The sequence below is a fragment of the Priestia sp. YIM B13489 genome (genome assembly GCF_042787645.1).
In the GTDB taxonomy this organism is placed as follows: Bacteria; Bacillota; Bacilli; order Bacillales; family Bacillaceae_H; genus Priestia; species Priestia megaterium.
The window spans coordinates 4,205,704-4,218,035 of record NZ_JBHZOQ010000053.1 but is presented as its reverse complement, the minus strand read 5'-3'; the positions used below and the strand labels follow the sequence as shown (position 1 = coordinate 4,218,035).

Annotated in this window: 12 protein-coding genes; all 12 read left to right on the top strand. The window is 36.8% G+C overall.

The annotated features are described in order from the left end of the window. The 12 genes from ACFX4W_RS27620 to galU all read left to right on the top strand — a co-directional run bounded on the left by ACFX4W_RS27620 (position 1) and on the right by galU (position 12,277). A complete protein-coding gene (locus tag ACFX4W_RS27620) occupies positions 1-1,545 on the top strand; it encodes a lipopolysaccharide biosynthesis protein (protein ID WP_377560375.1) in 1,545 nt (514 codons plus the stop codon). A gap of 57 nt (positions 1,546-1,602) precedes the next feature. Further along, positions 1,603-2,151 (top strand): acyltransferase, encoded by a 549-nt coding sequence (locus ACFX4W_RS27615; protein WP_377560373.1) that lies wholly within the window; start codon positions 1,603-1,605, stop codon positions 2,149-2,151. A 57-nt stretch (positions 2,152-2,208) separates the two neighbouring features. Continuing rightward, entirely contained in the window at positions 2,209-3,528 is a 1,320-nt protein-coding gene (locus ACFX4W_RS27610) for a UDP-glucose dehydrogenase family protein (protein WP_377560370.1), read from the top strand. Between the two features lie 83 nt (positions 3,529-3,611). Beyond that, the gene (locus ACFX4W_RS27605) at positions 3,612-5,000 is read left to right on the top strand and encodes a sugar phosphate nucleotidyltransferase (protein ID WP_377560368.1); all 1,389 of its coding nucleotides are present in this window, start codon (positions 3,612-3,614) and stop codon (positions 4,998-5,000) included. Between the two features lie 67 nt (positions 5,001-5,067). Further along, positions 5,068-6,150, top strand: a complete 1,083-nt coding sequence (locus tag ACFX4W_RS27600; protein WP_377560365.1) for a glycosyltransferase — start codon at positions 5,068-5,070, stop codon at positions 6,148-6,150. A 17-nt stretch (positions 6,151-6,167) separates the two neighbouring features. Further along, positions 6,168-7,178, top strand: coding sequence for a mannose-6-phosphate isomerase, class I (manA, locus tag ACFX4W_RS27595; RefSeq protein ID WP_377560363.1), 1,011 nt, complete (start codon positions 6,168-6,170; stop codon positions 7,176-7,178). A 203-nt stretch (positions 7,179-7,381) separates the two neighbouring features. After that, complete coding sequence (locus tag ACFX4W_RS27590) at positions 7,382-8,134, top strand: YveK family protein (protein WP_043979866.1); 753 nt, start codon at positions 7,382-7,384, stop codon at positions 8,132-8,134. Next, on the top strand, positions 8,124-8,834 hold the full coding sequence (locus ACFX4W_RS27585; protein WP_043979863.1) for a CpsD/CapB family tyrosine-protein kinase: 711 nt from the start codon (positions 8,124-8,126) through the stop codon (positions 8,832-8,834). Before ACFX4W_RS27590 ends, ACFX4W_RS27585 begins: the two co-directional genes overlap by 11 nt. Positions 8,835-9,227: 393 nt before the next feature. Further along, on the top strand, positions 9,228-9,995 hold the full coding sequence (locus tag ACFX4W_RS27580; RefSeq protein ID WP_323618546.1) for a tyrosine-protein phosphatase: 768 nt from the start codon (positions 9,228-9,230) through the stop codon (positions 9,993-9,995). Between the two features lie 20 nt (positions 9,996-10,015). After that, positions 10,016-10,186: a hypothetical protein gene (locus ACFX4W_RS27575; RefSeq protein ID WP_157842258.1), complete on the top strand. Its 171-nt coding sequence runs from the start codon at positions 10,016-10,018 to the stop codon at positions 10,184-10,186. A 60-nt stretch (positions 10,187-10,246) separates the two neighbouring features. Further along, a complete protein-coding gene (wecB, locus tag ACFX4W_RS27570; RefSeq protein WP_043979857.1) occupies positions 10,247-11,371 on the top strand; it encodes a non-hydrolyzing UDP-N-acetylglucosamine 2-epimerase in 1,125 nt (374 codons plus the stop codon). Between the two features lie 24 nt (positions 11,372-11,395). Then, entirely contained in the window at positions 11,396-12,277 is an 882-nt protein-coding gene (gene galU, locus ACFX4W_RS27565) for a UTP--glucose-1-phosphate uridylyltransferase GalU (protein ID WP_043979854.1), read from the top strand. Positions 12,278-12,332: the final 55 nt, after the last annotated feature.

Below are 12,332 nucleotides of genomic sequence, written 5' to 3'. Positions count from 1 at the left end.
ATGTTAGCATCAAATTCAAGAACAAAAAAAACCATAACAAATGTCAGTTTTGCGTTTTTAGGACATTTCTCTAATCAAATTATGACGTTTGTTGTAAGGACAGTGTTTATTAATACCTTGGCAATAAAATACCTTGGTGTAAATGGATTGTTTACAAATATTTTAGCTTTTTTATCATTAGCTGAACTCGGAGTTGCAAGTGCAATGATATATTCAATGTATGCTCCCATTGCAGAAAAAAATTATAAAAAAATTCATGTTTATATGACTCTTTATAAGAAGTTGTATACTATTATAGGAATTTCTATATTATTAATTGGCTGTTCTCTAATACCATTCCTGAATTTCTTTTTTAAAGAAAGGCCAAGTATACCTTACCTTGAATTCATTTATTTTTTGTATGTTTTAAACTCAGCCTCTACGTACTTTTTTTCATATAAGGGATCAATATTTAGGGCAGATCAAAGGCAGTATATTGTAACAAATAATAATACTTTATTTACATTTATTCAATCACTTGCTAGGATACTTGTTTTATTACTATTTAAAGATTTTATTTTATACCTTTTTATTTCAATAATATGTGTGTTCATTCAAAACTATGTATTGTCGAGAAAAGCAGATAAAGTATATCCATTTCTTAAAAAGAAAAGTGTAGATAAGCTAAGTAAGCAAGAAGAGAGAAATCTAATGAAAAATATAGGGGCTATGTTTTTTCAAAAGCTAGGTTCCGTTGTATTAAATGCTTCTGATAATATTATTTTATCTAAATTTGCGGGTGTAGTTTTTGTAGGTTTATATTCTAACTATGCATTAATAATTGGAATTATAAAATCAGTTTTCAATACTATATCCGACGGTATTATTCCTAGTGTTGGGAATTTATGTGCAACAGGAAGCAAAGAACAATCAGAAAAAATCTTCAATGCATTATTATTATTAAACGTGTGGGGAATGGGTTTCTGCTGTATATGTTTATTTGTGTTATTAAATCCATTTATTGAACTTTGGATTGGAAAAGGCTATTTATTAAATATATATGTGGTTCTATTTAGTGTTATTTCTTTATATATTCAGATGGTTATGAGAGCTGCTGAAATGATTAAAAATGCAACAGGATTATTTTGGAATGATAGGTATGTTCCTTTTATTCAGTGTATCATTAATATTGTTGTTTCTATTATATTAGTTCAAAAGGTTGGTGTTGCGGGAATATTTATAGGCACATCTTTAGCTATGCTATTAACCTCTTTTTGGGTTACGCCCTATATTATCTATAAACATTACTTTAAAAAGCCACTTTATCATTATTTCTTAAGGTTATCCTTTTATACTATAGTAATTATTTTATCTGGCGCACTGACTGTTTGGGCCTCAGAATATCTATTAGGAAATAAATATATAAATTTTGTTTTCAAAATAGCTTGTTGCTGTTTAATTCCTAACATTGTATGTATATGTGTATTTGGTCGATCGACCCCTTTTAAAACCATATTGAATCTTTTGGGAGTAAGGCGAGTACTCAAGAGACAAGTGAATTGTTAAATACTAAAAAATAACTAACTTATTCGAATCAAATTAAATAAATAGGAGGGAAGAAGGATGAATAGTAAGATTCATCAAATGTTGCTAGGGACGATAGGATCCATTTTACCGACTTCATATCAACCATTAGGTTCTTTTGGAAAGAGATTTAGATATTATTGTGCTAAGCGTATTGCTAAAGAAATAGGTGAAAATTGCATTATAGAAAAGGGATGTTCTATAGGAAAGAATGTATCCTTAGGCCATTATGCAAGTGTTGGTATAAGGTGTTCGGTTCAAGCTGAAACAAAAATTGGAAATCACGTGATGATGGGACCAGACTGTTTAATTTATACTATAAATCATAAATTCAATAAAGATGAGTTAATATTTGAAGGATATACTAAAAGAGAGCCAGTTATTATAGAAGATCGTGTATGGATAGGAGCTAGGTGTATTATACTCCCTGGAGTTACTATTGGGAAGGGGGCAACTGTAGGTGCAGGAGCAGTAGTAACAAAGGACGTTCCACCTTATACTGTGGTAGCGGGTAACCCGGCTAAAGTTGTTAAATACAAATTGGGTAATGAATCTCAAAATTATACCCAAGAGAAATTAAAAATATGAAGAGATACTAAATATCAAATTTACTATAAAGATTTGTAAATAAGGGCGGGATAAAAGATGAAAATATCAGTAGCTGGAACAGGATATGTGGGTTTAGTAACGGGAGTTTGCCTAGCAGCACATAAACATTCCGTAACATGTGTAGACATTGATGCTAACAAAGTAGCATTAATGAAATCAGGTGTGTCACCTATCTATGAACCAGGTCTTGAAGAGTTAATGAATAATAATATGGAACGTTTGCATTTTACAACAGATTACCAGTCTGCTTACAAAGATGCAGACGTTATTTTTATTGGTGTTGGTACTCCAGAAAAGGCTGATGGTTCAGCAAATTTAAGTTATGTGTATGGCGTAGCCGAGCAAATCGCTTCTAGTATTGAAAAAGACTGCGTAGTGGTAGTGAAATCAACAGTGCCAATTGGTACAAATGATAAAATTGAAAGTCTGATTAAATCTCAGTTGAAACATGATGTAAATGTATATGTTGCTTCAAATCCAGAGTTTTTATCCCAAGGAACAGCCGTAAAAGATACGCTTCATACTTCACGAATCGTAATTGGAGTAGAAGAAGAAGCTGCTGGTGAGACATTGAAAGAAGTATATAAAAACTTTAATGCTCCAATCGTAGTAACAAACAGAAAAAGTGCTGAAATGATTAAATATGCATCTAATGATTTCTTAGCGTTAAAGATATCATTTATTAATGAGATTGCAAATCTTTGCGAGATTATTGGAGCAAATATTGAAGATGTGGCGCTTGGTATGGGATATGATGGTCGTATTGGAAATAAGTTTTTAAATGCAGGAATTGGCTACGGTGGATCTTGTTTCCCGAAAGATACCAAAGCATTGCACTGGCTGGCGAATTTCCATGATTATGAGTTAAAGACAGTAAAAGCTGCGATTGATGTAAATGAAAATCAAAAGCTTAAGCTTATTAAAAAATCCAGAAAATATTTCGATAGTTTAAAAGGATTAAATGTAGCCGTTCTAGGACTAACGTTTAAACCAGGAACGGATGATTTGCGAGAAGCACCTACGCTTGTGAATATTCCGCTTATGTTAGAAGACGGAGCAAATGTTAAAGCATGGGATCCAATTGGTATTGATAACTTTAAGAAAGTACATCCGGAAGATGTGACATATTGTTATTCAATTGAAGAAACGCTTAAAGATGCAGATGTTTGCTTTATCTTTACAGAGTGGGATCAAGTAAAGCACTTTGATTTAGCAAATTATAGCAAACTAATGAAAAATCCAATTGTTATTGACGGTAGAAACTGCTACGACTTAGAAAACGTAAAAAGTGCATCTATGGTGTACGACTCTATTGGAAGAGAGACAATTCATAACCTAGAAGTTTCTTTAATTTAATGATGTAGGTCTGAAATGAATTTAAAATAAACTACAAGCAAGAGCTGCAAAGAAGCAGGTCTTTTTTTATTGGAGGGAAATAAATGAAACTTGTATTGTTATCGGGTGGATCTGGTAAGCGTCTGTGGCCATTATCAAATGATACGCGTTCGAAACAGTTTTTAAAGGTATTAGAAGGACGAGACGGACAGAAAGAGTCAATGGTTCAGCGCGTCTGGAATCAAATTGAAACAGTTGGGTTGAATGAATCAACAGTCATTGCGACGTCTAAGCTTCAGCGTGATATGATTCGAGGTCAGGTCGGAACCGACATTCCGCTAATTATCGAGCCTGAGCGCCGCGATACGTTTCCGGCGATTGCTTTAGCTGCCTCTTATCTTCATTCTGAAGAACAAGCATCTGAAGATGAAATCGTTGTGGTGCTGCCAGTTGATCCGTACGTGGAAGACGGATTTTTTGAACGAGTAAAAGATTTAGAAAGTGTGCTTCGTGATTCAAAAGCGGATTTAGCGTTGATGGGGGTTACCCCTACGTATCCTTCATCTAAATATGGATATATTGTACCGGAAGGAAAAGTACAAGGGGACAGTTATTTTACAGTGGATTGTTTTACAGAAAAGCCGAGTGAAGAAGCAGCTGTTGGATTAATTAATCAGCGTGCGCTTTGGAACTGCGGCGTTTTTGCGTTCCGTTTGGGTTATTTGCTTCAAATACTACAAGAGAAGAATTTACCTCTTCAATTTGAAACGCTTCATAAAGAATATGCAACCTTGCCTAAAATTAGTTTTGATTATGAAGTGGTAGAGAAAGCAAGTCATATCGTTGCTCTTCCGTATGATGGCTATTGGAAAGATCTCGGCACGTGGAATACGTTAACGGAAGAAATGGCCACATCTCAAATTGGAAAAGGTGTATTAACGGACGACTCAGATAATACGCATTTAGTAAATGAATTAGATATTCCAGTTACGGTATTAGGCGTAAAAGATGTAGTCGTTGCAGCTAGTCCAGACGGAATCTTAGTTGCGGATAAAGCATCTAGTCCTAAGATTAAAGAAATTATTGGCGACTGGAACTATCCTCCAATGTATGAAGAACGTCTTTGGGGCTGGTCACGCGTGTTAGATTATGCGAAGTATGATGAAGAAACTGAAATGGTTACAAAACGTATTCATATTTCGAAAGGGAAGAACTCGACGTATCACTATCACAATTTACGTGATGAAGTATGGACGATTGTACGCGGAGAAGGAGAGCTTGCGCTTGATGACTACATTCGCCGCGTAAAAGCAGGAGACATTATTCACTTGCCGGCTGGTAAAAAGCACGGAATTCATGCGTTAACTGACCTAGAATTTATTGAAGTCCAAACGGGAAAAGTGATTTCAAACGAAGATACTATTCGTCTTATTTATGATTGGAATGATGTGATCAAACAATTCCAATCATCAAGACCGCAGGTGATTTTATAAGGGATAGAAGCTTAGATAAAGTCAAAGCTTCTATTTTTTTATGCAAGCAATGAGGAGGTGCTTCTGGTTGAAAACAATTGCCTATTATATTTCAGACTACGGATATGGTCATGCGACTAGAAGCACGGCCATTATTCGTCAATTATTAAAGCAAAATGAAGGAATAGAAATTATTATTTGTCATTCATTTGCGATTGAGTTTCTTAGACAATCTTTTAAATATGAACGTCGTGTGAGGTTTCGAGAGATTTTAACGGATGTTGGCTACGTGCTAAAGGGAAATTCATTAGAACCAGACGCTGATTTGTTAAATCATCGAGTTGCTTCTTATGTATCAAGCTTTCATACGAAGCTTATGTATGAAGTGCACTTTATGAAAGTAGCCAACGTTTCATTTGTGATTTCGGATATTTCTCCGTTGGGGATCGCAGGTGCCTATCTATTAAACCTGCCTTCTTTAGGAATATCAAATTTCACTTGGTTTACAGCATACGAAGGGTTAATTGGAGAGCTATCGCTGGAATTTTTAGAAAAACGTTATCAGCAGATGACATATCAGTTTTTGCTAGCATGCAGTGATGAGCCACATTGGGGTATCAAAGAAAATCAAAGCTTTGGTTTTTATTCAAGAGAAATAAACGATGCTGAAGTACAGCGTATTCGTAAAGAGATTGATCCTGAAGGTGAGAGTGACATTATCTACTTCGGTCTGGGGATGAAAGTAGATATTGAAACGTTGTCCGACCTGCCTATTTGGCAAAGTCCAAACTGCAAGTTTATCGTTTCATCGAATGTGGATGTTACTCATCCCAATGTCTATAAAATTCCTCAAGATGAAACAGAAACGCAGCACTATGTAGCAGCCGCTGATCTTGTTTTAACAAAAGCAGGCTGGGGCACGATTAGTGAAGCGGTTTGTGCTGGTGTGCCGCTGTTGATTACAAATCGCAGCAGCATGAAAGAAGACCGTCATACAATTGATTATTTAGTTCGTCACCTGCTATGCGACCTGATAGAGTGGAAAGAGTTAGAAAGCTTAATAGTAACTCCTTTGCTCATTGAGACATGCAGGCGGCAGCAAATCAATCGTTATAAAAATGAAGCGGTACATATCGCAGAAGAAATCAATAAAAAAATAAACAGTAAGTAAGGAGTTCATTCAAAACGATGAAAAAAGCACCTATTTTTTTAGCGCCTCTATTTCAAGAACGTATCTGGGGTGGAACCGAGTTGGAGAGTCAGTACGGGTATAGTATACCTTCCGCTCAAACGGGAGAGTGCTGGGCCATTTCTGCTCATCCAAACGGTCCGAATACAGTTCGAGAAGGTCATTATGCCGGCAAAACGCTAGGTGAGCTTTGGGATGAGCATCCAGAGATATTTGGGCATTTTAATAGCCCTTGCTTTCCACTTTTAACAAAAATTTTAGATGCCAATGATGATTTATCTATTCAAGTGCATCCAGGTGATGAATATGCACAGGAATTCGAAAATGGTGAGCTCGGTAAAACAGAATGTTGGTACATTTTAGACTGTAAAGAAGATGCGACGATGATTTTTGGTCACCGTGCACAAAGTAAAGAAGAATTTATGCAGTTAGTAAACGAAGGTCACTGGAATGATTTGTTACAGCGTGTAAAAATCAAGCCCGGTGATTTTTTCTATGTTCCGAGCGGTACGCTGCATGCTCTTTGTGAAGGAACTCTCGTTCTTGAAACGCAGCAAAGTTCAGATACAACGTATCGTGTGTATGATTACAATCGTCTTGGACAAGAAGGAAAGCTGCGAGAACTTCACTTAGAAAAAGCAATTGATGTGACAACCATTCCTCATATCGCATCACATATAGAGCCCATTAGTCTTCAAGAAAAAGGCGGCACCATCACTACTTTTTTAGAAGAAGATTATTTTTCTGTCTATAAATGGGACATACAGTCTTCGCTTGAGCTAGTTCAAACGCAGAACTTTACACTAGGAAGTGTCATTGAAGGAAACGGAATGCTTTGGACAGAAGAAGGAGAGTTTCCGCTGCAAAAAGGAGATCATTTTATTTTGCCAAGTTCGATTGAAGCATTTACTTTAACAGGCCAGCTCGAAGTTATTGCTTCTCATCCAAATGAGAATGTTAAACGTATATACGAAGCCGCAAATGTTGCTGGTGATATGGCAAAAATCTAACGGACCGTGTAAGAACATAATAGGTCATTTATCATAAATGGTATAAATATTTTACATGCCATGTCGATATAAAGATAGAAAGAAAAAATAAGAACTGTCAATATTTCATTTAATTTACAAAAGAATATAGTAAAAGAATCTTTTGTCAACTATAATGAACAATATATTGAATTTTTAGAAGTTACTAAGTTCGGAGGTCAACTATGGAAGAGACAATTAGTTTGCGAGAGTTGTTTGCAGTGCTTCGTAAGCGTCTGTGGCTTATTGTACTGATTACAATTATCGCTGCAACCGCAAGTGGAGTGATTAGCTTTTTTGTGCTAACGCCTGTGTATGAATCAAAAACACAAATTTTAGTCAATCAAGCGAAAAATGATCAGCAACTGTACAATACACAAACCGTTCAAACAAACGTACAGCTTATTAACACGTACAATGATATTATTACAAGTCCGGCTATTTTAGATAAAGTGGTCAAAGAGTTAAAAATGGATAAGTCCGCTCAATCCCTAAGCGGTCAAATTCAAGTAACAAGCGCACAGGACTCGCAGGTAGCACAGATTGTCGTACAAGATACAAGTGCAAAACGTGCGGCTCAAATTGCGAATACAACGGCTTCTGTTTTCCAAAAGCAAGTGCCTAAACTTATGAATGTTGACAATGTTAAAGTGCTGTCAAAAGCAACGGTTGGTGAAAGTGCAAGTCCAATTAAGCCTCAGCCGCTTTTAAATATTGCGATTGCAGTAGTAGTCGGTTTAATGGTAGGTATTGGGCTGTCATTCCTGCTTGAATACTTAGACAACACGTTGAAAACGGAACAAGATATTGAAAATATTCTAGACCTTCCTGTAATTGGAGTCGTTACGAATATTAAAGATGTGCCTAAGCCATCAAACGTATCGCGACCAGATGTAGCTGCTCGCGTACCGCAAAGAGGTGAAACGTATGGCTCGTAAAAACAAAGCTCAAAAAAATGATAAGATGCTGACGTTAAAAAGACGTTTGCTTGCTCATAACAGTCCAAAAGATCCGGTAGCAGAGCAGTACCGTACGATTCGTACAAATATTCAGTTCTCCAACGTTGATCAAGACATTAAAACGATTGTTGTCACATCAAGCGGTGCTGAAGAAGGAAAGTCTACAACGACTTCTAATCTAGCAACTGTTTACGCACAGCAAGGTTTAAACGTATTACTCATTGACGCTGATTTACGTAAACCAACGGGTCATTACACGTTCCGGTTAGAAAACCATATTGGCCTTACGAATGTATTAACTCGTCAATCTACGTTAGCGCAAGCGGTTCAAGAGTCAGAAATTCCTCATCTTTCTGTCTTAACAAGCGGTCCGATTCCGCCGAATCCATCTGAACTGTTAGCATCTGCTCAGATGGCCGAGTTGTTAAAAGAAATGAAAGAACAGTTTGATATGATTATTTTTGATACGCCTCCGATTTTGGCTGTGGCTGATGCACAGATTTTAGCGAATCAAGTAGACGGCACGATTTTAGTAGTCAGCAGCGGTAAAACGGAAAAAGACGCTGCGTTAAAATCGAAAGAGCTGTTAAGCAATGCGCAAGGCAAACTGCTTGGGGTTGTGTTAAATAACCGCAAAGTAGAAGAAGGCAACTACTATTACTATTATGGTACCAATTAATCGAAGCCTCCCCGCTAGCATCTGCTAGCGGGGAGGCTTTTTGGCGTATTTTTATAGAAGCAACCTATAAGAAATTATGACTATTGTTATAAAAAGTTTAAAATGTGAGTTTTTTCATGGTTGAGGCACTTATGAAAAATTAGTAAAATTTTGCTGTTTATTAATGTATTTACAAGATAGCTAAAAAGTAGGTTTTTCTCGGTGAACAGCACTTTTTAGGGCTTGTTTAGTAGTTCGAATGAAATGAATATATATATTCAGACTATTCTTAAATATTTACAGGGCGTTGATTTGCAGATGTTTCGACAAAAAAAGACATAGAAATACATGTTATAATATGCTAACATAAGTATTGCTTTTATTAGGTCTTAAGAAGGATAGGGGTGAGGGTAGATGATTGACTTGCATTGTCACATTTTGCCTAATGTGGATGATGGTTCTGCAAGTAGTGTGATGAGTATTGAAATGGCAAAACGAGCGGTATCAGAAGGCATTACGGCTATTGTTGCCACGCCTCATCATCAGAATGGCAGATATCTCAATGAAAAAGAAGCTATTTTACAGAGTGTTGAACAATTAAATAGTTTATTAGTTCGTGAAGGAGTGCCATTAACCATTTTACCTGGTCAAGAAAACCGTATTTACGGTGAAATCTTAGACGACTATCATGAAGGCAAGATTCTCACTTTAAACAATACGGGAAAATACTTGTTTGTTGAATTTCCTTCGAGTCAAGTCCCTCGATATGCGGAGCGGCTGCTGTTTGATATTCAATCACAGGGAATGATCCCTATTATTGTCCATCCAGAACGAAACAGTCGGTTGTTAGAAGATCCTGATCTTCTCTATAACTTTATTAATAAAGGAGCATTAGCTCAAGTTACAGCTTCTAGCTTGGTTGGACACTTTGGAAAGAAAATAAAGAAATTTTCTCACCAGTTAATAGACGCCAACCTTGTACACTTTGTTTCATCAGACGCTCATAACCTCCAACATCGTTCTTTTCATATGCAAGCGGCGATTGATCTGATTGAGAGTGAGCATGGAAGAGATTATTATTATATGTTTCTAGAAAACGCTCAATGCGTTGTAGACGGAACAAGATGCTACAAAGAATCCCCGGAAAAAATTATGCGGAAAAAGTTTCTAGGTATTTTTTAATGCCTAGAGGGTAGAAGCTATTGAGCAGTATAAAAATCATGAAAGAATTTGATCATTTACCTAAGAGTGTAAAAAAGGCTGTGCGGTATATTTATCAAGATGCGTCTTACGATCAGCTGCTGATTTTAAAGAAACATTTAGCACATGCCATTCAGCAAAAAGAACAAGAACTTTATAAAAAAAGAGACTAGTATCTTCTATTAAACATACTAGTGCTTCTATACATAATTTAATGAAACTAGGTGACTGCATTGCAACAGCGTATTAAAGTAATGACAATTTTTGGAACACGTCCAGAAGCCATTAAAATGGCTCCTCTTGTATTAGAATTAAACAAACGTTCAGAAGAATTTGAATCTATAGTGACAGTAACAGCTCAGCACCGTGAAATGCTAGATCAAGTGCTGCGTGTGTTTGATATTACACCAGATCACGACTTGAACATTATGAAAGACCGTCAAACGCTTATGGACGTAACAACACGCGGACTTCAGGGACTGGATCAAGTCATGAAAGAAGTCCAGCCTGATATCGTACTTGTTCATGGCGATACAACAACAACCTTCATTGCAGGTCTTGCGGCTTTTTATAATCAAATCAAAGTAGGCCATGTAGAAGCAGGTCTTCGTACATGGAATAAATATTCTCCGTACCCGGAAGAAATGAACCGCCAGTTAACAGGAGTATTAGCGGATCTTCATTTTGCTCCTACTACAAAGTCTGCTCATAACTTATTGCAGGAAAACAAAAAAGAAGAAACGTTGTTTATTACAGGAAACACGGCAATTGATGCATTAAAAACAACGGTATTAGAAGAATATTCTCACCCCGTATTAGATCGTGTAGGAAATGATCGTTTAATTTTGTTAACGGCTCACCGCCGTGAAAATCTTGGTGAACCAATGCGCAATATGTTCCGTGCGATTAAACGAATTGTAGAGGAACATGATGACGTACAAGTAGTCTATCCTGTACATTTAAATCCTGTTGTTCGTGAATTGGCAGATGAAGTGTTAGGAAATGATCCTCGCATTCAATTAATTGAACCTCTAGAAGTAGTAGACTTCCATAATTTCGCTTCACGTGCTCATATCATTTTAACGGATTCAGGCGGCGTGCAAGAAGAAGCTCCTTCATTAGGTGTGCCGGTATTAGTACTTCGTGATACAACTGAACGTCCTGAAGGCATTGAAGCTGGTACGTTAAAGCTTGCAGGTGTAGAAGAAGAAACCATTTATTCACTTGCTAAAGAGCTTTTAACAAATGAAGAAGAATATGCGCGTATGTCTAAAGCGTCAAATCCGTATGGTGATGGCCTTGCTTCAAAACGTATTGCCGATGCGATTAGCGAATATTTTAATGCTCAAAATAAGTAATTAGTAGATGGGGGAAGTTTAATCATGTCAAAAGTAAAAAAAGCAATTATTCCAGCTGCGGGATTAGGTACACGTTTCTTACCGGCAACAAAAGCAATGCCAAAAGAAATGCTTCCAATTGTAGACAAACCGACTATTCAGTACATTATTGAAGAAGCAATTGAATCTGGTATTGAAGATATTATTATCGTAACGGGTAAAGGGAAACGTGCGATTGAAGATCATTTTGATAATGCTCCTGAACTAGAACAAAACCTTGTAGAAAAGGAAAAATTCGAGCTTCTAGAAAAAGTGCGTCAATCAGCGAATGTAGAAATTCACTACATCCGTCAAAAAGAGCCAAAAGGATTAGGACATGCGGTTTGGTGTGCGCGCAAATTTATTGGGGACGAGCCGTTTGCTGTACTGTTAGGAGACGACATTGTTCAAGCAGAAACGCCTTGCTTGCGTCAGTTAATGAATCAGTATGATGAAACGTTATCTTCTGTGATTGGTGTGCAGACGGTTCCAGAAAACGAAACGAACCGTTACGGAATTGTAGATCCTATTTCAAGCAATGGCCGCCGTTATCAAGTGGATACATTTGTTGAAAAGCCAGCATTAGGAACAGCACCTTCTAATCTAGCTATTATGGGACGCTATATCTTTACACCTGAAATCTTTAAGTTTTTAGAACAGCAGGAAGTAGGCGCAGGTGGAGAGATCCAATTAACGGATGCGATTCAAAAGCTGAACGAAATTCAGCGCGTATTTGCTTACGACTTTGAAGGCAAACGTTACGACGTAGGTGAAAAGCTTGGATTTATTCAAACGTCGCTAGAATTTGCTCTTCAGCATGAAGATTTACGTGATGATTTACTTACATTTATGGATGAGCTATTACAGAGAGAAAACGTAAAAGCTTAATTGATGTTTCACTAGTTCGCTTGGCGAGCTAGTGAAATTGTATTGGAGTGAAGTT

Excerpts from the sequence above, each read along its gene's own strand:
- ACFX4W_RS27605 (WP_377560368.1), top strand. The coding sequence starts at position 3,612 with ATGAAACTTGTATTGTTATCGGGTGGATCTGGTAAGCGTCTGTGGCCA.
- ACFX4W_RS27620 (WP_377560375.1), top strand. The coding sequence starts at position 1 with ATGTTAGCATCAAATTCAAGAACAAAAAAAACCATAACAAATGTCAGT.
- ACFX4W_RS27615 (WP_377560373.1), top strand. The coding sequence starts at position 1,603 with ATGAATAGTAAGATTCATCAAATGTTGCTAGGGACGATAGGATCCATT.
- ACFX4W_RS27585 (WP_043979863.1), top strand. The coding sequence starts at position 8,124 with ATGGCTCGTAAAAACAAAGCTCAAAAAAATGATAAGATGCTGACGTTA.
- manA (WP_377560363.1), top strand. The coding sequence starts at position 6,168 with ATGAAAAAAGCACCTATTTTTTTAGCGCCTCTATTTCAAGAACGTATC.
- ACFX4W_RS27590 (WP_043979866.1), top strand. The coding sequence starts at position 7,382 with ATGGAAGAGACAATTAGTTTGCGAGAGTTGTTTGCAGTGCTTCGTAAG.
- ACFX4W_RS27580 (WP_323618546.1), top strand. The coding sequence starts at position 9,228 with ATGATTGACTTGCATTGTCACATTTTGCCTAATGTGGATGATGGTTCT.
- ACFX4W_RS27610 (WP_377560370.1), top strand. The coding sequence starts at position 2,209 with ATGAAAATATCAGTAGCTGGAACAGGATATGTGGGTTTAGTAACGGGA.
- galU (WP_043979854.1), top strand. The coding sequence starts at position 11,396 with ATGTCAAAAGTAAAAAAAGCAATTATTCCAGCTGCGGGATTAGGTACA.